At 70.2% G+C, this 23,054-nt stretch carries 23 protein-coding genes; 1 reads left to right on the top strand and 22 read right to left on the bottom strand.

The window, feature by feature from the left end:
• Positions 1 to 36: 36 nt before the first annotated feature.
• The 15 genes from BR70_RS0108815 to BR70_RS0108885 form a co-directional block, all read right to left on the bottom strand.
• On the bottom strand, positions 37 to 858 hold the full coding sequence (locus BR70_RS0108815; RefSeq protein ID WP_017885739.1) for a PP2C family protein-serine/threonine phosphatase: 822 nt from the start codon (positions 856 to 858) through the stop codon (positions 37 to 39).
• A gap of 3 nt (positions 859 to 861) precedes the next feature.
• Positions 862 to 1,689: an FHA domain-containing protein gene (locus BR70_RS22260; RefSeq protein ID WP_155896834.1), complete on the bottom strand. Its 828-nt coding sequence runs from the start codon at positions 1,687 to 1,689 to the stop codon at positions 862 to 864.
• A 25-nt stretch (positions 1,690 to 1,714) separates the two neighbouring features.
• Complete coding sequence (locus tag BR70_RS0108825; RefSeq protein WP_027465775.1) at positions 1,715 to 2,272, bottom strand: hypothetical protein; 558 nt, start codon at positions 2,270 to 2,272, stop codon at positions 1,715 to 1,717.
• A 107-nt stretch (positions 2,273 to 2,379) separates the two neighbouring features.
• Complete coding sequence (locus tag BR70_RS20205; RefSeq protein ID WP_331279969.1) at positions 2,380 to 3,150, bottom strand: YaaA family protein; 771 nt, start codon at positions 3,148 to 3,150, stop codon at positions 2,380 to 2,382.
• Positions 3,147 to 3,410 carry a F0F1 ATP synthase subunit epsilon gene (locus BR70_RS0108835; protein ID WP_027465776.1) on the bottom strand — a complete coding sequence of 88 codons (264 nt, stop codon included), beginning with the start codon at positions 3,408 to 3,410 and terminating at the stop codon, positions 3,147 to 3,149. The genes BR70_RS20205 and BR70_RS0108835 overlap by 4 nt, the downstream gene beginning before the upstream one ends.
• A gap of 1 nt (position 3,411) precedes the next feature.
• Positions 3,412 to 4,866: a F0F1 ATP synthase subunit beta gene (gene atpD, locus BR70_RS0108840; RefSeq protein ID WP_017885744.1), complete on the bottom strand. Its 1,455-nt coding sequence runs from the start codon at positions 4,864 to 4,866 to the stop codon at positions 3,412 to 3,414.
• A 47-nt stretch (positions 4,867 to 4,913) separates the two neighbouring features.
• The gene (locus BR70_RS0108845; protein ID WP_027465777.1) at positions 4,914 to 5,816 is read right to left on the bottom strand and encodes a F0F1 ATP synthase subunit gamma; all 903 of its coding nucleotides are present in this window, start codon (positions 5,814 to 5,816) and stop codon (positions 4,914 to 4,916) included.
• On the bottom strand, positions 5,817 to 7,445 hold the full coding sequence (gene atpA / locus BR70_RS0108850) for a F0F1 ATP synthase subunit alpha (protein ID WP_027465778.1): 1,629 nt from the start codon (positions 7,443 to 7,445) through the stop codon (positions 5,817 to 5,819).
• A gap of 108 nt (positions 7,446 to 7,553) precedes the next feature.
• Positions 7,554 to 8,348, bottom strand: coding sequence for a F0F1 ATP synthase subunit delta (locus BR70_RS0108855; protein ID WP_027465779.1), 795 nt, complete (start codon positions 8,346 to 8,348; stop codon positions 7,554 to 7,556).
• A 2-nt stretch (positions 8,349 to 8,350) separates the two neighbouring features.
• On the bottom strand, positions 8,351 to 8,905 hold the full coding sequence (locus BR70_RS0108860; protein WP_027465780.1) for a F0F1 ATP synthase subunit B: 555 nt from the start codon (positions 8,903 to 8,905) through the stop codon (positions 8,351 to 8,353).
• 9 nt (positions 8,906 to 8,914) lie between these two features.
• Positions 8,915 to 9,151, bottom strand: a complete 237-nt coding sequence (atpE, locus tag BR70_RS0108865; protein ID WP_027465781.1) for an ATP synthase F0 subunit C — start codon at positions 9,149 to 9,151, stop codon at positions 8,915 to 8,917.
• A gap of 61 nt (positions 9,152 to 9,212) precedes the next feature.
• Positions 9,213 to 10,073, bottom strand: a complete 861-nt coding sequence (atpB, locus tag BR70_RS0108870; protein WP_027465782.1) for a F0F1 ATP synthase subunit A — start codon at positions 10,071 to 10,073, stop codon at positions 9,213 to 9,215.
• A 107-nt stretch (positions 10,074 to 10,180) separates the two neighbouring features.
• Entirely contained in the window at positions 10,181 to 10,672 is a 492-nt protein-coding gene (locus BR70_RS20210) for a Cg1360 family ATP-synthase-associated protein (protein WP_035808335.1), read from the bottom strand.
• Entirely contained in the window at positions 10,669 to 11,895 is a 1,227-nt protein-coding gene (locus BR70_RS0108880) for an MraY family glycosyltransferase (protein ID WP_027465783.1), read from the bottom strand. The genes BR70_RS20210 and BR70_RS0108880 overlap by 4 nt, the downstream gene beginning before the upstream one ends.
• Positions 11,892 to 12,566, bottom strand: coding sequence for an L-threonylcarbamoyladenylate synthase (locus BR70_RS0108885; RefSeq protein WP_027465784.1), 675 nt, complete (start codon positions 12,564 to 12,566; stop codon positions 11,892 to 11,894). Before BR70_RS0108885 ends, BR70_RS0108880 begins: the two co-directional genes overlap by 4 nt.
• Positions 12,567 to 12,603: 37 nt before the next feature.
• On the opposite strand from BR70_RS0108885, the gene BR70_RS0108890 reads away from it, so the two are divergent.
• Positions 12,604 to 13,257: an HAD family hydrolase gene (locus BR70_RS0108890; protein ID WP_027465785.1), complete on the top strand. Its 654-nt coding sequence runs from the start codon at positions 12,604 to 12,606 to the stop codon at positions 13,255 to 13,257.
• 321 nt (positions 13,258 to 13,578) lie between these two features.
• On the opposite strand, the gene prmC is transcribed toward BR70_RS0108890, so the two are convergent.
• The 7 genes from prmC to lysA all read right to left on the bottom strand — a co-directional run bounded on the left by prmC (position 13,579) and on the right by lysA (position 23,054).
• The gene (prmC, locus tag BR70_RS0108895) at positions 13,579 to 14,454 is read right to left on the bottom strand and encodes a peptide chain release factor N(5)-glutamine methyltransferase (protein ID WP_051596799.1); all 876 of its coding nucleotides are present in this window, start codon (positions 14,452 to 14,454) and stop codon (positions 13,579 to 13,581) included.
• Positions 14,455 to 14,479: 25 nt separating this feature from the next.
• Positions 14,480 to 15,562 (bottom strand): peptide chain release factor 1, encoded by a 1,083-nt coding sequence (prfA, locus tag BR70_RS0108900; protein ID WP_017885756.1) that lies wholly within the window; start codon positions 15,560 to 15,562, stop codon positions 14,480 to 14,482.
• A 3-nt stretch (positions 15,563 to 15,565) separates the two neighbouring features.
• The gene (rho, locus tag BR70_RS0108905) at positions 15,566 to 17,896 is read right to left on the bottom strand and encodes a transcription termination factor Rho (protein WP_027465787.1); all 2,331 of its coding nucleotides are present in this window, start codon (positions 17,894 to 17,896) and stop codon (positions 15,566 to 15,568) included.
• A 180-nt stretch (positions 17,897 to 18,076) separates the two neighbouring features.
• Positions 18,077 to 19,060 carry a homoserine kinase gene (gene thrB, locus BR70_RS0108910; RefSeq protein WP_051596800.1) on the bottom strand — a complete coding sequence of 328 codons (984 nt, stop codon included), beginning with the start codon at positions 19,058 to 19,060 and terminating at the stop codon, positions 18,077 to 18,079.
• Positions 19,061 to 19,092: 32 nt separating this feature from the next.
• Positions 19,093 to 20,172 carry a threonine synthase gene (gene thrC, locus BR70_RS0108915; protein ID WP_027465789.1) on the bottom strand — a complete coding sequence of 360 codons (1,080 nt, stop codon included), beginning with the start codon at positions 20,170 to 20,172 and terminating at the stop codon, positions 19,093 to 19,095.
• An 87-nt stretch (positions 20,173 to 20,259) separates the two neighbouring features.
• The gene (locus tag BR70_RS0108920) at positions 20,260 to 21,567 is read right to left on the bottom strand and encodes a homoserine dehydrogenase (protein WP_027465790.1); all 1,308 of its coding nucleotides are present in this window, start codon (positions 21,565 to 21,567) and stop codon (positions 20,260 to 20,262) included.
• Between the two features lie 65 nt (positions 21,568 to 21,632).
• Entirely contained in the window at positions 21,633 to 23,054 is a 1,422-nt protein-coding gene (lysA, locus tag BR70_RS0108925) for a diaminopimelate decarboxylase (protein WP_027465791.1), read from the bottom strand.

The following is a 23,054-nucleotide window of genomic DNA, read 5'->3' on the forward strand; positions in this document are numbered from 1 at the left end:
CCACAGCTCGACGCGTTCCCCCAGTTCGGGGGCCAGTCAGTGCCTCGGCAGCGTGTCCTCGAGGTCGCCGTCGTCCGGTGCGGCATCGACCTGCAGCACCACCACGGTGACGTTGTCACGACCGCCGGCCACGACGGCGTCGCCCACCAGACGCTCCGCCAGGTCCTGCGCGCCCGGCTCGCGTGCCGCGATGCGCGCGATGCCGGCGTCGCCGAGCTCCTTGGTCAGCCCGTCGGAGCAGACGATGTAGCGGTCACCGGCTCGCAGGGGCAGGGTCCACCAGTCCGGTGCCGGCGGTTCGCCGAAGCCGACCGCACGCGTGATGACGTTGCTGTCCGGGTGCTGCTCGGCGTCCTCGGCACGCAACAGACCGGCGTCCACCATCTCTTGCACCACCGAGTGGTCGACGGTGACGCGGCGGAGCACGCCGTCCTCGATGCGGTAGGTGCGGGAGTCACCGACGTTGAACACGAGCGCTGCGGGCTGCCCGAGCGAGGCCACGAGCGCGATCCCGGTGACGGTGGTGCCCGCGCCGATGGCGTTGCCGCCGGCTGCGCGCTCGATGTCGGCGGTCGCGAGGAGCAGCGCACGCTGGATGCCCTGGCGCGTGGTGAACGGTTCGGCCGTCACCTGTTCGAGCCGACGCACGACCGCGTCACTGGCGCGGTCGCCCGCGAGGTGCCCGCCCATGCCGTCGGCGACGACGAAGAACGGCGCGCCCACGATGTAGCTGTCCTCGTTGTGGTCACGCCGTCGACCGACGTCGGTCGCGGCTCCCCACGAGAGCGTCAGGGTGGCGCCGTCGGCACCGGGGACGTCGATGGCGTGCGCAGTGGCTGCTCGGCCGAGTTCGGTCACGTGTCAGGATCGCTCTCTGGTGGGTCGGGGCGTGCCGTGTGCTGTCTGATCGGAGGGCCACGGGGGAACCGGAGGCAGCCCCTCTGCCGTCGGTGCGACCCGGAGGTACGGCGAGAGGACCTCGATGGCGTTGCCGTCACCGATCTCGACTACCGTACCCGTCAGCGCCACGATCGACGCACCCGACGCCATGCGGTAGGCGGGCGCACCGGCCGGGCGGACGACGGTGCCGTTCGTGGACCGGAGGTCCTGCACGACGACGGCTTCGCCCTCGGCGTGCATCCGGACGTGGGACGACGACACCTGCCCGTACGCCGACCGCACGGTCACGAGTTCGGGTTGCGGATCACGTGTGACCCGGGGCAGCGACGGCCGGCGGCCGATGACCACCGGGTGGTCGAGCCGGAAGGTGCGGTCGCCGATGCGGATCGAGGGCACGCGTGCCGCGGGTGCGGCGGGTACCGACGGGACGGCCGGGAGGCCCGGGGCAGCACCCACGAACGGGCCCGCTCCGGCGCCGGGTCGCGCCGGCACCCGGACGACGGTGTCCTCCGGATCGACGTCGTCCACCGCTGCCGGTGCCTCGGCGGGTGCACCGACCGGGGGCCGGATGACCGTGTCACCGAGGACCCCGTCGTCGGCCCCGGGGGCGGAGTCGGGGTCGGAGTCCGGACCCGCTCCGGGGAGGACGGGACCTGCGCCGCGGATGACGGTGTCACCGACGGCGTCCGCCGTCCGGTCTCCCGCCGGCGATCGTCGGGGTCGCCGGATCACGGTGTCCTCGATGTCGTCGTCGTACAACCGGAGCCCTCCCAGTGTGGTCTCCCCCACCGTAGACGATCCGGTCGACCCCACGTCATCGACGCTCCCACGACGGCCCGCTGCCCGCGACGACCGAGCGCAGGACGAGCCCCGCGAGCGGGTCGTCGGCGCGCGTCTCGAGGGCGTACCGGGCACGCGTCTCCGCCCGGGCCCAGGACCCCAGCGCCCACGCACACCAGGCACCGAGCGACAGGGCACCGGCGGCACCCGACGATCCGTCGAAGGGGCCGTCCTGCGCCCGCCACACTCGCCACGCGTCGGCGCACCGGTCACCGGCGAGCCGCACGCGGGCACGATCGGGAGCCGGGCCGAAACCGTGGAGCGCCGGTGGTGTCGGGTCGGCGAAGGGGTCGAACACCCGGATCGACCGCGGGTCCGGCGTGCCCTGCGCCGCGATGAACGGCACCAGGGCCATCCGGGGCGCGAGTGCGCCGCACGCGGTCACCACGGCCGTCGCAGCCGCCGTCGACAGGTCCGCACGGCCGGGCGCGACCAGCGCGGCCGCTGCGGCGGGGAGGGTGACCGCCGCGGCGATCTCGCGAGGAAAACGGACTGCGGAGCCGGGGCCGGACTGTGCCGTGAGAGGGATCATGCACGCCATCGAAGCGTGCTGCGGGCCTCCAGGCAGGGGCGCCCCGGCCATCTGTGGACCGGAGCTGCCCCACCCACGCCTGTGGAGGACGAGCCGGCGGAACCCGCTCAGGCGGCGACGGGCTCCAGGCTCTCGGCGACCAGGTCCCAGCCGCCCTCGTTGCGTTCGACCACCACGCCGTTCGCCGCCGCCCAGACGACCAGGTCGTCCATGCTGCCGATGCTCGCGCCGGTGCGGGCGAGCAACGCCACCAGGCGGCCCTTCGCGGTCTTGTTCCAGTGGTTCAGTGCACGACGACGACCGGAGCCGTCAACGCTCACCACCCGTGGTGTGACCGCTCCGGACAAGGGGCCGAGCTGCCGGTACCCCTCGGACCGCAGGTCGAGCACCAGGCCGTCCGCACGGGTCAGCAGCGAACGGGTCGACACCGTGGGCCAGTGCGCGGCCAACCGGATCGAACCGAGCCGCGAGTCGTGCGACAGCCGGTACGCCGGGATCGGGTCACCGGCGCCGATCGGGCCGAACATCGCGGACTGCACGATCACGTGCTCCGCCCACCACGCACGGGTCGCCGCGTCCGCGTCCTGCACGCCCAACGGGTCGTAGAGGACCCCCGTGTACCGCTCGATCGCGGGCATGGTGCCCGAGGTGTCGAGCTCGAGGTTCCGGAGGCGCTCGGCGATGGACTTCGGACCGAGCTTGAGTGCCGTCCTGGCCGAGGACTCCTCGGAACTGACGAAGCGGGCCGCGGTGATCACCGCGGCCCGCTCATCGGCCAGTTCCGGGAACGAGAGTGCACGCAGATCGAGCGTGCGGCTCGTGTCCCCGCCCTCCCGCTTCGTCTCCGAAGGCGGGAGCAGGACGGTCAGTCCGGTCAGGACGCCAGCGCGGCCTGCCGCGCGACGATCGTCACCGTGTCGTGCTCGACCGACAGGAAGCCGTCCTCGGCGTCGACCGCGACGGTCGACCCATCGGCCCGCGTGATGCGGACCTGACCCTGCGCCAGGATCGCGAGCATCGGCTCGTGTCCGGCGAGGATGCCGATCTGGCCCTCTGTCGTCCGTGCGACGACCATGGTGGTGTCGCCCGACCAGACCTCGCGGTCAGCCGAGACGACGCTCACGCTGAGACCCGCCATGTCAGCGGTTCTCCTTCTGGATCTGAGCCCACTTCTCTTCCACGTCGTTGATGCCACCGACGTTGAAGAACGCCTGGGTCGCAACGTGGTCGAACTCGCCGTCGGCGATGGCGCGGAAGGACTCGATGGTGTCCTTGAGCGGCACCGTGGAGCCCTCGACGCCCGTGAACTTCTTCGCCATGTAGGTGTTCTGCGAGAGGAACTGCTGGATACGACGAGCGCGCTCGACCGTGATCTTGTCCTCTTCGGAGAGCTCGTCGACACCGAGGATGGCGATGATCTCCTGCAGTTCCTTGTTCTTCTGGAGGATCTGCTTGACGCGCGTGGCCGTCTCGTAGTGGTCGGCACCCAGGTAGCGCGGGTCCATGATGCGCGACGTCGACGCCAGCGGGTCGATCGCGGGGTACAGACCCTGCGACGCGATCTCACGGGAGAGCTCGGTCGTCGCGTCGAGGTGCGCGAACGTGGTGGCCGGAGCCGGGTCGGTGTAGTCGTCAGCCGGCACGTAGATCGCCTGCAGCGAGGTGATCGAGTGACCACGCGTCGAGGTGATGCGCTCCTGGAGCACACCCATCTCGTCGGCGAGGTTGGGCTGGTAGCCCACGGCGGACGGCATGCGGCCGAGCAGCGTCGAGACCTCGGAGCCGGCCTGGGTGAAGCGGAAGATGTTGTCGATGAAGAGGAGCACGTCCTGCTTCTGGACATCGCGGAAGTACTCCGCCATCGTCAGCGCCGACAGGGCCACGCGGAGACGCGTTCCCGGCGGCTCGTCCATCTGGCCGAACACGAGGGCCGTCTTGTCGAAGACACCCGCCTCTTCCATCTCACCGATGAGGTCGTTGCCCTCACGGGTGCGCTCACCGACACCGGCGAACACCGACACACCGCCGTGGTCCTGCGCAACGCGCTGGATCATCTCCTGGATGAGGACGGTCTTGCCGACGCCCGCACCACCGAAGAGGCCGATCTTGCCACCCTGCACGTACGGGGTGAGGAGGTCGATGGACTTGATGCCGGTCTCGAACATCGAGGTCTTGGACTCGAGCTGGTCGAAGGCCGGGGCCTTGCGGTGGATCGGCCAGCGCTCGGTGATCTCGAGCTTCTCGTCCGTGTTGAGCACGTTGCCGAGGACGTCGAAGACCTTGCCCTTGGTGACGTCGCCGACGGGGACCGAGATCGGAGCGCCCGAGTCACGGACCTCCTGGCCACGGACCAGGCCGTCGGTCGGCTTCAGGGAGATGGCACGGACGAGGTCGTCGCCGAGGTGCTGCGCGACCTCGAGGCCGATCTCCTGCGACGAGTCACCGATGGTGATGGTCGTGAACAGGAGGTTGTACATCTCCGGGATTGCGTCGTGGGGGAACTCGATGTCGACGACGGGGCCCGTGACACGGGCGATCCGGCCGACACCGGGCGCCGACGACGTCTCGACCGCGGTGGTTGCGGTGTCGGTCATGGCTGGTGCCTTCCTGAGGGTGGGTATCTGTCCGCGAACGACGCGGACTACTTCTTCTTCGACGAGAGGGCGTCGGCGCCGCCGACGATCTCGGAGATCTGCTGGGTGATCTCCGCCTGACGCGCGTTGTTCGCGAGTCGGGTGAAGTCACGGATCAGCGAGTCGGCGTTGTCGCTGGCCGCCTTCATCGCCTTCTGACGCGCGGCGTGCTCGGAAGCAGCCGACTGCAGCATGGCGTTGAAGATGCGGCTCTCGATGTAGACCGGGAGCAGCGAGTCGAGCACCGCATCGGCGTCCGGCTCGAACTCGTAGAGCGGCAGGGGCTCGTTGCCCTCGGGCTCGTCGATGCCCTCGACGACCTCGAGGGGCAGCAGGCGAACGACCTGCGGCTCCTGGGTCGCCAGGCTGATGAACCGGTTGAACACGATGTGGATTTCGTCCACGCCGCCGTCGGCGGTGTCCTGGAGGAACTTCGCCACGACGGCGTCGCCGATCTCCTTGGCCGTCGAGAACTCCGGCTGGTCGGTGTTGCCGACCCACTGCTGCTCGGACGGACGCTCACGGAACGCGAAGTACCCGACGGACTTGCGGCCGACCAGGTAGTAGACGACGTCCTTGCCCTCGCTGCGGAGCAGGGAGGCGAGCTCCTCGCCCTGCTTGAGGACGTTCGTGCTGAACGCACCGTTCAGGCCGCGGTCCGAGGTGAAGAGAACGACGGCTGCACGGGTCGACGACTCCGGCTCGGTGGTCAGCACGTGATCGACGTTCGAGAACGTCGCCACGGCCGACACCGCACGCGTGACGGCCCGCGAGTACGGACCGGACGCAGCCATGCGGGCCTGCGCCTTCTGGATCCGCGACGCCGAGATCAGCTCCATGGCGCGGGTGACCTTCTTCGTGGTCTTCGCCGACTTGATCCGCTGGCGGTAGACCCGGACCTGCGCTGCCATCTAGCGACGACCCTTGACGATCTGCTCCTGGTCGACGTCCTCGGCGTCAGCCGCGTCGAACTGCTCGGAGCCGAGGGTCTTGCCGTCGCTCGTCTGGAAGCTCTTCGTGAACTCGTCGATCTGCTTGTCCATCTCGGCGACGGTCTCGTCGCTGAGCTGGTTCGTCTCGCGCAGGGTCGTGAGGACGTCGGAGTTGCGACGCAGGTGGTCGAGCAGTTCGGACTCGAAGCGGAGCACGTCCGGCACCGGGACGGTGTCGAGCTTGCCGTTCGTGCCGGCCCAGATCGAGACGACCTGCTCCTCGACCGGGTACGGCGAGTACTGCGGCTGCTTGAGGAGCTCGGTCAGACGGGCACCGCGCTCCAGCTGACGACGCGACGCCTGGTCGAGGTCGGACGCGAACATCGCGAACGCCTCGAGCGAGCGGTACTGCGCCAGCTCGAGCTTCAGCGTGCCGGAGACCTTCTTGATCGACTTCACCTGCGCGTCACCACCGACGCGGGACACCGAGATGCCCACGTCGACGGCCGGACGCTGGTTCGCGTTGAAGAGGTCCGACTGCAGGAAGATCTGGCCGTCGGTGATGGAGATGACGTTCGTCGGGATGTACGCCGAGACGTCGTTCGCCTTGGTCTCGATGATCGGGAGACCCGTCATCGAACCGGCGCCGAGCTCGTCGGACAGCTTCGCGCAACGCTCCAGCAGACGGGAGTGCAGGTAGAAGACGTCACCCGGGTATGCCTCGCGGCCCGGCGGACGACGCAGGAGGAGCGACACCGCACGGTAGGCCTCGGCCTGCTTCGACAGGTCATCGAAGATGATGAGGACGTGCTTGCCCTGGTACATCCAGTGCTGGCCGATGGCCGAACCGGTGTACGGGGCGAGGTACTTGAAGCCGGCCGGGTCGGAGGCCGGAGCGGCGACGATGGTGGTGTACTCCATCGCACCGGCGTCCTCGAGCGCACCCTTGACGGAGGCGATCGTGGAGCCCTTCTGACCGATGGCGACGTAGATGCAGCGAACCTGCTTCTCCTCGTCGCCGGACTCCCAGTTGGCCTTCTGGTTGATGATCGTGTCGATCGCGATGGCCGTCTTGCCGGTCTGGCGGTCGCCGATGATCAGCTGACGCTGACCACGGCCGACGGGGATCATCGCGTCGATGGCCTTGATGCCGGTCTGCAGCGGCTGGTGGACCGACTTGCGGGCCATGACGCCGGGAGCCTGGAGCTCGAGGGCGCGACGGCCCTCTGCGGCGATCTCGCCGAGACCGTCGATCGGGGCGCCGAGCGGGTCGACGACGCGACCGAGGAAGGCGTCGCCGACGGGGGCGGAGAGGACCTCACCCGTGCGGGTGACCTCCATGCCCTCCTCGATGCCGCCGAACTCGCCGAGCACGATGGCGCCGATCTCGTCTTCGTCGAGGTTCTGCGCCAGGCCGAGCGTGCCGTCCGCGAAGCGGATGAGCTCGTTCGCCATGACGCCGGGGAGACCCTCGACGTGGGCGATGCCGTCACCGGCGTCGGTGACGTGCCCGACCTCGGCCGTGGAGGCCTTCGTCGGCTCGTAGTTCGAGACGAAGTCCTTCAGGGCATCACGGATCTCATCGGGGCTGATGGTGATGTCTGCCATGGGATTTTCCTTGTGGTTTTCCGGGGCCCTTCGGCTCCGAGAGGGTGACGCTGCCGGACTCGGCAGTTCCCGTTGTGGACTTGGGGAGGAGCGGCTTCGACCGTACGCCTAGCCGGCGAGCTGGAGCCGGAGCTCCGAGAGTCGCGTGGACACGGTGCCGTCGATGACGTCGCCGCCGATCTGCACCCGGACCCCGCCGACGACCGTGGGGTCGACGACCTGGTTGATGCTGATGTCCTTGCCGTACCGCTCGGACAGACCGCGCGTGACGCGGGCCGACTGGGCGGGGGTCAGTGGCGTCGCCGTGACGACGGTCGCGACGAGCTTGCCGGCCTGCTCGGCCACGATGCGCGAGGCGTCGCGGACGATCTCACCGATGCGGCGGCCGCGGGGCTGCTGCACCAGGGCTGACACGATCGTGATCGTCTGCTCCGAGGCCTTGGCACCGAGGAGCCGCTCGACGAGCGCGCCCTTCTGCTCCGGGCTGCCGAGCTTGGTGCCGAGCGCCAGCTCGAGGCCGGCGTCCGAGCGGACGGCGGTCTCGAAGGCGAACAGCTCCGACTCGATCGACGAGTCCGGCCCCGCGGTGGCGGCGACGGCGCGGATGCCCGCGTCTTCGATGCCCGCGAGCAGGTCCTGCTGCGAGGACCAGCGCGAGCCGGCCACCGCGGTCAGGACCGCACGCGTCGCGTCCGACTGCCCGGCGAAGACACGGTCGATGAGGACCTTCTTGCCGGCCGCGTCGGCCGTGGGGTCGGACAGCAGTCCGAGCAGCTGCGGCGCACCGGCGATCGCACGCCCGGAGGCGAGGATCTCGGCACCCGCGGCCAGGCCGGCGCTCGGACCGAGGTCCGACAGCACCGCCCTGGTGGACGCGAGTGCTTCTCTGGTAGCGCTGCGCATGCTCAGTGCTCCCCCGTCTTCGTGGCCTGCGAGGCCTCGAGGTCGGCGAGGAAGCGGTCGACCACTGCGGTCGACTTGGCGTCGTCCTTGAGGGATTCACCGATCACACCGGACGCGAGGTCCAGCGCGAGGGTGCCCACTTCGGACCGGAGTGCCTGGACGGCGCTCTGGCGCTCGGCCTCGATCTGCGCCTGGGCGTTGGCCGTGATGCGTGCTGCATCGGCGGCCGCCTGCTCGCGGACCTCGTTGCCGATCGCCGTGGCGTCGGCGCGGGCCTGCTCACGGATGCGCGATGCCTCGGCACGTGCGTCGGCGAGCTGCTTGTTGTACTCGTCGAGCGCAGCGGCGGCCTGCTCCTGAGCGGCCTCGGCCTTCTTGATGCCGCCCTCGATGGCCTCGGTGCGCTCATCGAGCATCTTCGTGATGCGCGGTGTGACGACACGCCACATCACCACGAAGATGATGACGAAGGCGAGCGCCGACCACACGATGTCGTACACCGGCGGGATCAGCGGATTGTGCGCTTCCTCCGCCGCGATGATGAGTGCGTTCTGCATCGAGGAACCTTAGTTGGTGAAGATGAAGTACGTGGCGATACCGATGAAGGCCAGGGCCTCGGTGAAGGCGATACCGATGTACATGAGGGTCGTCAGGCGGCCCTGGAGCTCGGGCTGGCGAGCGACGGACTCGATCGTCTTACCGACGACGATGCCGACACCGATGGCCGGGCCGATCGCTGCGAGGCCGTAGCCAACCGTCGCGATGTTGCCGTTGATCTCCGCGAGAACGGTCGTTGCGTCCACGTGTTTTCCTTTCGAGGTGCGGGTCCGACGGTCGCCGGTCCCGTAGGGGGTCAGTGAGGAATCAGTGCTCGTCGGCCAGCGCCAGCTGGATGTAGACGGCGGTGAGGAGCATGAAGACGTAGGCCTGCAGCAGCGCGACGAGGACCTCGAAGAAGCTGAACGCGATGCCGAACGCGATGGTCCCGACGCCGAAGGCCTTGAAGCCGAGCGAAGCGTCGAAGAAGAAGAACTGCGTGGCCGAGAAGAACAGCACGAGGAGCAGGTGCCCCACGACCATGTTCATCAGGAGTCGCAGCGTCAGGGTGACGGGACGGAGCACGAAGGTGGAGACGAGCTCGATCGGCGTCACGATGATGTACAGCGGCCACGGCACCCCGGGCGGGAAGAGCGAGTTCTTGAGGAACGTGCCCGGGTGCTTGCGGAGACCGGCGTAGATGAAGGCGAGGTACGCGACGATCGCCAGGATCATCGGCATCGCGATGCGGCTGGTGCCGGCGAGGTTCATGCCCGGGATCAGACCGGTCAGGTTCATGAACAGCACGCCGAAGAAGATCGTCGCCAGGAGCGGCAGGAAGCGCTTGCCGTCCTTCTCTCCGAGGTTGTCGAAGGTGTTGCGACGGACGACGTCGAACGCGTACTCGATGAACGCCTGACCGCGGTTCGGCACGAGCTTCAGTGCACGGGTACCCACGAACGCGAACACCAGCAGAACGGCGACGGCGAAGAAGCGGATGAGGACGACCCGATCGATCTCGAACGGCGTCCCGGCGAAGAAGATCGCATCCGGGAAGAACTCGTTGATCGACGGACCATGGAACTCGGCGGCCTTGCTGCTCCCCGCCGCGACGGTGTCAACCGCAGCGGAGAGGGACAGGGGAAGAGCGTGGGATAGCAGCGCTGTCTCCTGTGTCGGCGCGCGCACATCATGGCACGCGATGGTGGACGTTGTGGAGGCTCGTCCGCCCCGAGCGAAAGGCTCCGGTAGCGGACTTCGAGAAGCCTATCAGGTGCGAGAGGCTTCCCGGCTTCTCAGACGCGGGGGGTCGGGTTCCCAGCGTCCGCGGAGTCGTCGAGGCCGTCGCCCGGCAGCCGGACGCCGATCGGGATGCGGGCCTTCGCGACGGCGACGACGTCGATCACCAGGGAGCCGACGACCCCCGCGATGATCACGATCGCCAGCACCGGGAAGTCGACCCAGTCGCGGTCCTTGAGCAGGACCAGCAGCACGATGAAGACGATGAACTTGAGCAGCCAGGTGCCCATCACGATGCCGAAGAAGGCACCGGAGATCATCTGCCCCTTGGAGACGCGCAGCGCGACGAGGACACTGACGGCGGTGAGCCCGAGGAACACGACGCTCAGCACGGCGCCGAGCAGTCCCCCGACCAGCCCCGGGCCGTCCGCGACGAGGAACCCGATGAGCCCGCCGACCACCGCCAGGGCGACGGCGAGGACCGCGCCCCAGGTGATGATGCGGCGGAACACCGGCCGGACGTGGTCGAGCGCGTTCGGTGCGGTCACGTGATGTCTCCAGGGATCGTGCGGTCGTTGGCGGCCCGGTCGAGCGGGTCGAGGCTGGCATCCACCACGGCGGCGGAACGGTTGGCGGTCTGGGCGGCGATCTCGGTGCGTTTGCGGCCGAGCGGCGCGAACGTCGCGACGGCGCAGACGGTGAATCCGACGGACACGAAGACGACGACCCAGTACCAGTCCACGAAGAGGAACAGCAGGCACCCGAAGGCGACGGTCGCGGTCCACGCGTAGAAGATCAGCACCGCGTGGAAGTGCGAGTGCCCCATGTCGAGCAGGCGGTGGTGCAGGTGCTTCCGGTCGGCCGAGAACGGCGACTTGCCCGCGCTGAGCCGTCGGGTGACCGCGAGCCCGAAGTCCAGGATCGGCACGATCAGGATCGCGAACGGCAGCAGGATCGGGATGAACGCCGGCAGCAGCGCCTGGCGTGTCTGCACCGCCGCCGGGTCGATGTTGCCCGTGACCGACACCGCGCTCGTGGCCATCAGGAACCCGACGAGCAGCGCGCCGGCGTCGCCCATGAAGAGCTTGGCGGGGTGCCAGTTCAGGATGAGGAAGCCGAAGCAGGCCCCGACGAGCACCGCGGTGAGCAGCGACGGCAGGTTGAAGAAGAACTCGGTCTGCACGACCACGCGGTTGATGAAGAACGTGTAGAGGAAGAAGACCCCACCGGCGATGATCGCGACGCCGGCCACCAGGCCGTCGAGCCCGTCGATGAAGTTCACCGCGTTCATCACGAGCACCACCGCCAGCACGGTGAAGATCAGGCTCATGTACGACGAGCCGACGCCCAGCGTGTTGCCGATGGGCAGCGAGACGATCGCGACGCCCTGCCAGGCGAGGATGCCCGCCGCGATGATCTGCCCGGCGAGCTTCGTCATCCAGTCGAGGTCCCAGATGTCGTCCGCGACACCGAGGACCACGATGATGGTCGCTCCCCCGAGCACCGCGAGCACGCGACCCGGTTCGGAGAACACGAGCCGGAAGTAGTCGGTCCCCGCTATCGACGGGAACAGGAACCAGGCCGCGAGCAACGAGACGATGACGCCGATGTACATCGCGATGCCGCCGAGCCGCGGCGTCGGGGTGCGGTGCACGTCCCGCTCGCGGACCTGCGGGTACCACTTGTACTTCAGCCCGAGCTTCCAGACGATCAGGCTCATCACGAAGCTCACGACCGCGGCGATGGCCCCGGCGAGCAGGTAGTACTTCATGTGACGAGGTCGGCTCCGACGACCCGGATGATCTCCTCGTCGGGGATCACCCCGTGCCGGACGATGCGGAGCTTCCCGCCGTCCGACAGCCCGGTGGCATCGACGATCGTCGAGCCGGTGCTGGCTTCGAAGCCGTCGTGCACCTCGACGGGTCCGCCGTCCAGGTAGATCGCGACGCTGTCGCCGAGCATGCGCTCGGCGGCGTCGACGTCCATCGCGGCCGGGTCGCCCGTGGAGTTCGCGGACGAGACCGCGAGCGGCCCGACCTCCTGCAGCAGCTCGAGGGCGATCCGCGAGTCCGGCATCCGCAGCGCGACCGTGCCGCGCGTCTCGCCGAGGTCCCAGTCGAGCGACGGCTGTGCGTGCAGGATGACGGTCAGCCCGCCCGGCCAGAACTCGGCCACCAGGTCGCGCACCGGCTGCGGGACCTCGCTGGCGAGGGCGTCGAGCGTGGGCGGACCGGGGATGAGCACGGGCGGCGGCGACTGCCGCGTTCGGCCCTTCGCGTCGAGCAGCCGCTGCACGGCCGTCGCGCTGAAGGCGTCCGCGGCGAGGCCGTAGACGGTGTCGGTGGGGACCACGACGAGCTCTCCGCGTCCGAGGGCGGCACGTGCGAGCCGCATCCCGGTCAGGAGCCCGTCGGAGTCGGTGCAGTCGTATCGGGATGCCATGACTCGACGATGATAGTGCGACACAATGGTGGACATCGTGAACGAGACGCCCGCACCCCCGCTCCTGTTCCTCTTCGACATGGACGACGTCCTGGTCCGGTACGACTGGCAGGTGCGCATGGCCGCACTCTCCGAGTTCACCGGACACGAGTTCCAGGAGCTCCGTCGCCGCTGGTGGGACTGCGGACACGAGATGCGTGCCGAGGCCGGTGGGTTCGCCGACGGCGACGAGTACCTGGCCGCGTTCGAGCGCGCGATGGAGTGCGACGTCCCCGAGGCCGACTGGGCCCGGATCCGCGGATCCGCCATGACCGAGCTGCCGGAACGCATCGAGGCGGTCCGGATCGCGAGCGAGCACGGGCGTGTCGGACTGCTCACGAACAACGGTCCGCTGGCCGGCCGCTGGATCCACGAGTGGGCGCCGTCCCTGCCCGAGGTCTTCGGCGAACACCTGGACACGTCGAGCAACTTCGGTGCCCGGAAGCCCGAGCCCGAGGTCTTCCGGCGCGCGGTCGCGCACCACGGAGTCTCCGCGGAGCGCACGTTCTTCGCCGACGACATGCCCGAGAACGTCGCGGGAGCGCGGAGCATCGGCATCCACGCGGTCCTGGTCGAGCACGACACCGACCTGCGCGAGCACGTCCGCGCCTTCGTCGCGGCACAGCAGCGCGAGGCCTCCCCCGTCGCGTAGCCCGCCACGCCCGTTCCTTCCCATCGCGGTCGCGCTGGAAAGCAGGAACGGGCACACCTGGTCATTCCGGACGCCCCGGTACGCCCGATCCCACCAGGTACGCCCGGATCCGCCACACGCACGCACGCACGAGTGAGGGACGGGAGGCCCGCCCCGCGCCCGCCACGCCCGTTCCTTCCCATCGCGGTCGCGCTGGAAAGCAGGAACGGGCACACCTGGTCATTCCGACCGACCCGGTACGCCCGATCCCACCAGGTACGCCCGGATCCACCCGGCACACGCACGCACGTCCGAGCGACGGGAGGCGCGGCTCGGCTCCGGCTAGCGCGTCGCGGTGGTCGTGCGGTCGCGCCCCGTCAGGTCGACGTGCGTCTCCGGCGTGCGGAACCCCCGGCGCGCCAGGACCTGCCGCACGCCGGCGCCCTGCGGCTCGGCGTGCTCGACGACCAGGACTCCCCCGGGCACCAGCAACCGCCAGGCCGTCTCGGCGAGAGCCCGGACGGCGTCGAGGCCGTCGGGACCGCCGTAGAGGGCCATCGCCGGGTCGTGGTCGCGGACCTCGGGGTCGATCGGGATCGCGTCGTCCGGCACGTACGGCGGGTTCGACACGACCACGGACACGGTGCCGTCGAGTTCCGGCAGTGCGTCGGCGAGATCGCCCTCGACGAGCCGGACGGTTCCACCGTGGGCGTCGACGTTCCGCCGGGTCCACGGCAGGGCCTCGGCCGACCGCTCGACGGCGTAGACCACGGCGTTCGGCACCTCGGTGTCCATCGCGATCGCGATCGCACCGCTGCCAGATCCCAGGTCCACGGCGATCGGCTCGGGGACCGCGGTCGCCCGCAGCGCGTCGATGCCGAACTGCACGACGCCCTCGGTCTCCGGACGGGGCACGAACACGCCCGGTCCGACGGCCAGGGTGAGCGCGCGGAAGTACGCCTGCCCGGTGATGTGCTGCAGCGGCTCACGGGTGGCTCGGCGCGCGACGGCGTGCCGGAAGCGGTCGACGTGCTCCGGCGCGATGCCGCCACCGATGAGTGCACGGGCCTGGACGGCACCGCGCGAGGTGTCGGTCGCCCACGCGAGCAGCAGCTCGGCGTCGACCCGGGGCGTCGGGACGCCGACGGCGACGAGCGCCGCGGTCGCCTGCTCGAGCAGGCGATCCGCGGCGTACGTGAGGGGCGTGTCGGCGGTGATCCGGGCCTCCAGGCTGGGTGTGCGGTTACGCGTCCTGGTCGCCGATGGCGGCCAGACGTGCCTCTTCGTCCGCCTGGATGGCGGACTGGATGACGGGCTCGAGGGCACCGTTCATCACGCGGTCGAGGTCGTACGCCTTGTAGCCGGTGCGGTGGTCCGCGATCCGGTTCTCCGGGAAGTTGTACGTGCGGATGCGCTCCGAACGGTCCATCCCGCGGATCTGCGACTTGCGCGCGTCCGAGGCGATCGCGTCGAGCTCCTCCTGCTGGCGCGCGAGGATGCGTGCGCGGAGCACGCGCATGCCGGCCTCGCGGTTCTGCAGCTGCGACTTCTCGTTCTGCATCGCCACCGTGATGCCCGTGGGCAGGTGGGTGATGCGGACCGCGGAGTCCGTCGTGTTGACGGACTGCCCGCCCGGGCCGGAGGACCGGTAGACGTCGATCTTGAGGTCGTTCTGGTTGATCTGGACCTCTTCGGGCTCGTCCACCTCGGGGAACACCAGCACGCCGGTGGTCGAGGTGTGGATGCGCCCCTGCGACTCGGTCTGCGGCACCCGCTGGACGCGGTGCACACCGCCCTCGTACTTCAGGTGGGCCCAGACGCCCTGGGACGGATCGGTCGTGTTCGACTTGATCGCGACCTGGACGTCCTTGTAGCCACCCAGGTCGGACTCGGTGCGCTCGAGGAGCTCGACCTTCCAGCCCTTGGTCTCGGCGTAGTGCGAGTACATGCGCAGCAGATCGGCCGCGAACAGCGCCGATTCCTCGCCGCCCTCGCCGCCCTTGATCTCCATGATGACGTCACGGCCGTCGTCGGGGTCGCGCGGGATGAGCAGCCGACGGAGACGCTCCTGGCGCTCCGACAGCTGCTCCTCGAGCCCGGGGACCTCGTCCGCGAACGCCGCGTCTTCACGCGCGAGTTCCTGGGCGGCGGCGAGGTCGTCCCCCGCCGCCTGCCAGGCCTCGTACGCGGACTTGATCTGGTTGAGCTCGGCGTACCGCCGGTTCACCTTCTTCGCCCGGGCCGCATCGGCGTGGAGCGCGGGGTCCGACAGCTGCTGCGTCAGGTCCTCGTGTTCCGCCAGCAGCCCCGCTACCGACTCGAACACGCGTTACTCCTGGTGACCGTTGTGGTGGGCGCCGGTCGTGGGGACCGACTTCTGCACCTGCACCAGGAACTCGACGTTCGACTGCGTCTCCTTGAGGTTCCGCAGCACGATCTCGAGGGCCTGCTGCGGGTCGAGCCCGGCGAGGGCCCGGCGCAGACGCCAGGTGATCTTGACCTCGTCGGCGGAGAGCAGCTGCTCCTCGCGACGGGTACCAGAGGCGTTCACGTCGACGGCGGGGAAGATCCGCTTGTCGGCGAGGTGGCGGTTCAGGCGGAGCTCCATGTTGCCGGTGCCCTTGAACTCCTCGAAGATGACCTCGTCCATCTTGGAGCCGGTCTCGACGAGTGCGGTCGCGAGGATGGTCAGCGAGCCGCCGTCCTCGATGTTGCGCGCGGCACCGAAGAAGCGCTTCGGCGGGTACAGCGCCGCCGAGTCGACGCCACCGGAGAGCACGCGGCCCGACGGCGGGGTCGACAGGTTGTACGCACGGCCCAGGCGGGTGATCGAGTCGAGCAGGAGCACGACGTCGTGGCCCAGCTCCACCAGGCGCTTCGCACGCTCGATGGCGAGCTCGGCGACGGTGGTGTGGTCCTCGGCGGGACGGTCGAAGGTCGAGGCGATGACCTCGCCCTTCACCGTGCGCTGCATGTCGGTGACCTCTTCGGGCCGCTCGTCGACGAGGACGACCATCAGGTGCGCCTCGGGGTTGTTCTTGGCGACGGCGTTCGCGATGGCCTGCAGCACGACGGTCTTGCCGGCCTTCGGCGGGGACACGATGAGACCGCGCTGGCCCTTGCCGATCGGCGACACGAGGTCGATGATGCGGGTCGACAGCTTGCCCGGCTCCGTCTCGAGGCGCAGGCGCTCGTTCGGGTACAGCGGGGTGAGGTCGTTGAAGTCGACGCGGGCCGCGGCCTCGTCGGCGGACTGGCCGTTGATCGACTCGACGGCGACGAGCGCGTTGTACTTCTGGCGGCTCTGCTGCTCGCCGTCACGCGGCTGCTTGATCGAACCGACGACGGCGTCGCCCTTGCGCAGGTGGTACTTCTTCACCTGGCCGAGGGAGACGTAGACGTCGCTCGGGCCCGGCAGGTACCCGGTGGTGCGGACGAACGCGTAGTTGTCGAGGACGTCGAGGATGCCCGCGATCGGGATCAGGACGTCGTCCTCGGTGACCTCGGGCTCGAAGTCGTCGTTCTGGCCGCCACGGCCGCGCTTGCGGTCGCGCTGGCGACGGCTGCGGCCGCTCTCGGCCTCGTCGGCGTGCTGTTGCTGCTGCTGCTTCTGCTGGCCGCTGGTCTGCTGCTTCTGCTGACCGGCGTTCTGCTGCTGCTTCTGGTCGGCCTTGTCGTCCTGCTTGGCCTCGGCCTGCTTCGGCTGCTCGTTCTGCTTCTGGCCGCCGTTCTGCTGGCCGTTCTGCTGCTCGCCGCCGTTCTGCTTCGGCTGGTTCTGCTGGTCGGCGCCGTTCTGCTTCTGCTGGCCGCCGTTCTGGCCGCCGTTCTGGCCGCCGTTCTGCTGGTCGGCGCCGTTCTGCTGCTCGCCGTTCTCGGCGTTCTGCCCACGGCCACGACCGCGACCACGGCTGCGACGACCGCGACGCGAGCCGCCCTCGCCCTGCTCGGAGTTCTGGTCGCCCTGGTCGTTCTGGTCGCCGGGCTCGTTCTGGTCCTGGTCGGCCTGGACGGCGGACGTCGGGGCCTGCTGGCCCTGCTGGCCCTGCTGGGCCGCCTGGCTCGGCTGCTCGGCCTCGGCGGGTGTCGACGCCTGCTGGCCCTGCTCGGTGCCACGCTGGTCGGTGCCACGCTGCTCGGCGTTCCGCTGGCCTCGGCCACGGCGCTGCGAGCCGGACTGCGCGGCTTCCTGGGCGTCCTTCTCGGCGCGGACCTGGTCGAGCCCGGCGAGGAGGTCCTCGGTGCCGGTCTGGCCGTGGTTGGTGTGCTCGGCGGCCGAGGTCGGCGCAGCGTTCACGGTGCCACCGGACGACGCGCGGCGCGAACGACGGGCACGGCTCGGGGCTGCCGACTCGGCGGGTGCCTCGGAGTCGGCGACGGGCGCCTCGGCAGCGGGCTGCGCGGGGGTCTCGGCGGGCTCCGGCAGGGTCGGCTGCTCGGTGGCGGCCGGCTCGGCGGGGGTCTCGGCGACGACGGCGGTGGCCGGGGCAGCCGGCGTCTCGTCGACGGGACGCTTGTCCTCGATGGAGGCGATCAGGTCGCCCTTGCGGAGCTTGGAGAGCCCGGTGATGCCGAGCGAGGAGGCGATGCGCTGGAGCTCCGGGAGACGGAGGGCACGCAGGTCGCTGGGGATCTCCACCTGGGCGGAGTTGTTGTCGGTCAAGGTCGGTGTTTCCTTTCGAACCGCAGAACGCGGAGAGTTTCCACCGTCCCGGATGCAGGGTGAGCATCGACCGCCGTTCAGACGACGGATCGGGATTCGGTGATCAGAAAGAGATGCACACTCGCGCACCGGACCCTGCGACGTCGCAGGAGCTGTCCTGAGGACGAGCGATCCGTACGGTTACGCGGGTTCGGCTTCGAGCGCCGAGTGCGCTGCCACTGTAGCACCACCGAGATCGACGGCCAGCATGAGCGGCCGCCAGTCGGATTCGGCGTGTCGCTGCACCAGTTCGGCGGCGGTCAGGCGCTGTGCCGGGTCGCTGCCGAGGACGAGCAGGCTCGGCCCGGCACCGGAGACCACCGCGGCGAGGCCGTGCTGCCGGAGCAACCGGATCAGGGCGTCGGTCTCGGGCATGGCGCTGGCACGGTACGCCTGGTGCAGACGGTCCTCGGTCGCGGCGAGCAGCAGCTCGGGGCTCTGGATGAGCGCGGCGACGAGCAGCGCCGAGCGGGAGACGTTGAACGCGGCGTCGGCGTGCGGGACCTGCTCGGGCTGCAGGGAGCGCGCGAGCTTGGTCGAGAGCGTCGAGGTCGGCACGAACACCACCGGGGCGACACCGCGGTGCACCAGGAGCCGCTTGTAGGCCGGGCCCTCGGCGGTCATCCACGCGATCGTCAGGCCGCCGAAGAGCGCCGGCGCGACGTTGTCCGGGTGGCCCTCCATCTCGGTGGCCAGGGTCAGGAGCGTCGAGGCGTCCAGGTCGACGATGCCCTCGAGCAGACCACGGGCAGCCATCAGCCCGGCGACGATCGCCGCGGCGGAGGAACCGAGACCGCGGCCGTGCGGGATCGCGTTCGTGGCGTGCAGCTCGAGTCCGGGCTGGTCGACACCGGCGTGCTCCAGGCCCCGGCGGACCGCACGGACGACGAGGTTCGTGTCGTCCGTGGCGACCTCGCCGGCACCGACGCCCTCGACGGTGACGGTCGCGCCGGGTTCGCGGCGGACGCGCACCACGACCTCGTCGTAGAGCGAGAGCGCGAGGCCGAGCGAGTCGAAGCCGGGGCCGAGGTTCGCCGACGTGGCCGGCACCCGGACGCGCACCGCCGATCCGGTCGGCAGCGCACGGACCGCCCGTCCGGCCGGTACAGCACTGCGGGCGGTCATGCCCTCACCCGGTCCGGACGAGCGGTCGGAGATCACTGCTCGCTGACCAGACCGAGCACGTCGGCGATCGACTTCGTGTCGACCGGCACGCTCGTCGGGGTGACCTCGCCGCCGTCCGGCGTGCGGAGGGCCCACTGCGGGTCCTTCAGGCCGTGGCCCGTGACCGTGATGACGACCTTCGCGCCCTTCGGCACGACACCGGCGTCGGCACGCTCGAGCAGCCCGGCGACACCGATGGCCGATGCGGGCTCGACGAACACGCCGACCTCGGCCGACAGGATGCGGTGCGCCGCGAGGATTGCCTCGTCGGTGATGGCACCGAAGTAGCCGTCGGTCTCCTGCTGCGCCTCGAGCGCGAACTGCCACGAGGCCGGGTTGCCGATGCGGATCGCCGACGCGATGGTGTCGGGGTGCCGGACGACCTCGCCGTGCACGATCGGGGCGGAACCGGCGGCCTGGAACCCGAACATGCGGGGCAGCTTCGTGCTGCGGCCGGCGGCGACGTCCTCGCGGTAGCCGCGCGAGTACGCGGTGTAGTTGCCCGCGTTGCCGACGGGCAGGAAGTGGAAGTCCGGTGCGTCACCGAGGACGTCGACGACCTCGAACGCGGCGGTCTTCTGCCCCTCGATGCGGTCGTTGTTGACGGAGTTGACGAGGTGCACCGGGTAGTTCGCCGCCAGGTCGCGGGCGATGTCGAGGCAGTCGTCGAAGTTGCCCTGCACCTGCAGCAGCTGGGCGTCGTGGGCGACGGCCTGGCTGAGCTTGCCCATGGCGATCTTGCCCTCGGGCACGAGCACCGCAGCGGTGATGCCGGCGTGCGTGGCGTACGCGGCGGCCGAGGCGCTGGTGTTGCCGGTCGAGGCGCAGATGACGGCCTTCGCGCCGTGCTCGACGGCCTTCGAGATCGCCATCGTCATGCCGCGGTCCTTGAACGAACCCGTCGGGTTCATGCCCTCGAACTTCACGTAGACCTCGGCGCCGGTGCGCTCGGAGAGCCGACGAGCCGGGATGAGCGGCGTGCCGCCCTCTCCGAGCGTGACGATGGGCGTCGCCTCGGTCACGTCGAGTCGGTCGGCGTACTCGCGCAGGACTCCCTGCCACTGGTGGGCCATCAGGCTTCTCTCTCTGTCCGGTGGGGTGGATCTGGTGGTGGTTCGGCTCGGTGAGCCTGCTGGTCGGCCGGGAGGCCCGTGGTCGCGTCAGCGACCGACGACGCGCAGGACGCTGGTGACGTCCAGGACGACGTCCTCGCCGCGGAGGGCGACGACGGTGTCCGCCAGGTCGGCCTCACGCGCCAGGTGGGTGCCGATGACGAGCGTCGCGGTCCCCTCGGCTGCGCCGGTGGTGGTCTGCTCGACCGTCTCGACGCTGACGCCGTGCTTCGCGAGCACGCCGGCGACCGTCGACAGCACGCCGGGGGCGTCCGTGACGTGCAGGGTGATCTGGTAGCTCGTGCGGACGGTCCCGATCGGGAACACCGGCAGCTCGGACTGCGTCGACTCGGCGACCCCCGGGCCGCCGATGACGTGCCGACGGGCCGCGGAGACCAGGTCGCCGAGGACCGCCGAGGCCGTCTCGACGCCACCGGCACCCGCGCCGTAGAACATCAGGTCGCCGGCGGCCTCGGCCTCGACGAACACGGCGTTCTTCGCTCCGTGCACGCTCGCGAGCGGGTGCGACTCGGGCACGAGGGCCGGGTAGACGCGGGCGCTGACGCCCTCGCGGCCGTCCTCGTCGGTCAGACGCTCGGCGGTCGCCAGGATCTTCACGACGTAGCCGGCCTTGCGGGCGGCGCGGACCTGGTCGATCGTGACGTGGGTGATGCCCTCGCGGTGCACGGCGGCGAGCGGCACCGAGGTGTGGAACGCCAGCGAGGCCAGGATCGCGGCCTTCTGCGCGGCGTCGTAGCCTTCGACGTCGGCGGTCGGGTCGGCCTCGGCGTACCCGAGTTCCGTCGCGGTGGCCAGTGCGTCCTCGAACGTGGAGCCCTTGCGGTCCATCAGGTCGAGGATGAAGTTCGTGGTGCCGTTGACGATGCCCATGATCCGGACGATGCGGTCACCGGCGAGCGAGTCGTGCAGCGGACGGATGATCGGGATCGCCCCGGCCACGGCGGCCTCGTAGTAGAGCTGCGCGCCGACCTGCTCGGCCGCGGCGAAGAGCTCCGGGCCGTGGGTCGCGAGCAGCGCCTTGTTGCCGGTGACGACGTCCGCGCCCGACTGCAGGGCCTGGAGCACGAGGGTGCGCGCCGGCTCGATGCCGCCGATGAGCTCGACGACGATGTCCGCGCCGAGGATGAGCGATGCAGCGTCCGTGGTGAAGAGCTCCGCCGGCAGGTCGACGTCGCGCTGCGCGTCCACGTCGCGCACGGCGATCCCGACCAGCTCCAGCCCGGCACCGGCGCGCGAGGCCAGCTCGTCGCCGTGCTCGAGGAGCAGTCGCGCGACCTGGGAACCGACCGAGCCGGCCCCGAGCAGCGCGACACGGACGTTGCGGTATTCGATCATCTGGTAGCGGTTCCTGTCGGTGGGGGTGCGCCCTGCGGGGTGGGCGGACCCGGTCGGGTCGGGGGTCAGCGGCCGGTGCCGTCGGCGGGCGCGGCGGCGACCCCGGTGTCACGGGCGAGGAGGTCGTCGATCGTCTCGCCCCGCACGAGGATACGGGCTGCGCCGTCCGCGACGGCGACGACCGGCGGGCGGCCCACGTGGTTGTAGTTGCTCGACAGCGCCCAGCAGTAGGCACCGGTGGCCGCGACTGCCAGCAGGTCGCCGCGCTGCACGTCGCCGGGCAGGTACTCGTCGTCCACCACGACGTCGCCGCTCTCGCAGTGCTTGCCGACGACGCGGCTCAGCACCGCCGGGGCGTCGGAGGTGCGGGCGAGCCGGGCCGTGTAGTCGGCGCCGTACAGGGCGGGACGGATGTTGTCGCTCATCCCGCCGTCGACCGAGACGTACGTGCGGGTCGCGCTGCCGCCGTCGTCGGTCTCGAGCGTGACCGGCTTGATCGTGCCGACGCGGTAGAGCGTCACCCCGGGCGGGCCGATGATGTAGCGGCCCGGCTCGACGGCGATGTCCGGCACCGGGATGCCGCGCTCGGCGCAGGCCTCGCCGATGATCGTGGCCAGTGCGTCGGCGACGTCCTCGGGGGCGAAGGCCGAGTCGGCCTCCGTGTAGTCGATCCCCCAGCCGCCGCCGAGGTTCAGCTCGGGCACGGGACCGGAGGCCACGAGCGTCGCGTGCACGTCCATCAGTCGGCGTGCGGCCTCGCGGAAGCCGGCGTCGTCGAAGATCTGCGAACCGATGTGCGAGTGCAGCCCGACGAAGGCGAGCGAGGGCTCGGCGCGGACGGCTGCCGCGGCCTCGACGGCCTCGGACAGCGGGATGCCGAACTTCTGGTCCTCGCGAGCGGTCGCCAGGTACTCGTGGGTGGACGCGTGCACGCCGGTGTTGATCCGGATGCGGACGCGCTGCACGACCCCGGCGTCGGCGGCGGCACGGGCGACTCGCTGCACCTCTTCGTGGCTGTCGAGCACGATCGTGCCGATGCCGACCTCGACCGCGCGGGTGATCTCGGCGTCGGACTTGTCGTTGCCGTGGAAGCCGAGCCGGCCGGGGTCGATGCCGCCGGCCAGGGCGACCGCGAGCTCACCTGCGGTGCAGACGTCCACGCGCAGGTCGGCCTCGGCCATCCACGCGACGACCTGCGTCGTCAGGAAGGCCTTGCCGGCGTAGTAGACGTGCGCGTGGCTGCCGATGCGCTCGAACGCCTCGGCGAACGCGTTCCGCACGCGGACTGCGCGGGACTGGACGTCACGCTCGTCGACGACGTACAGGGGCGTGCCGAACTGCGCGACCAGGTCCGTCGCGCTGATGCCGCCGATCGCCAGGGTGCCGTCGTCGGTCCGCGTCGCGGACGCGGGCCAGATGCGGTCCACCAGTTCGGAGGCGTCCGTCGGGAACCGCAGCCGCGGCGGTGCAAGGGGGTTCTCGCTCAC

Origin of the sequence: Curtobacterium sp. UNCCL17 (genome assembly GCF_000686685.1) — a bacterium.
Classification (GTDB): domain Bacteria; phylum Actinomycetota; class Actinomycetes; order Actinomycetales; family Microbacteriaceae; genus Curtobacterium; species Curtobacterium flaccumfaciens.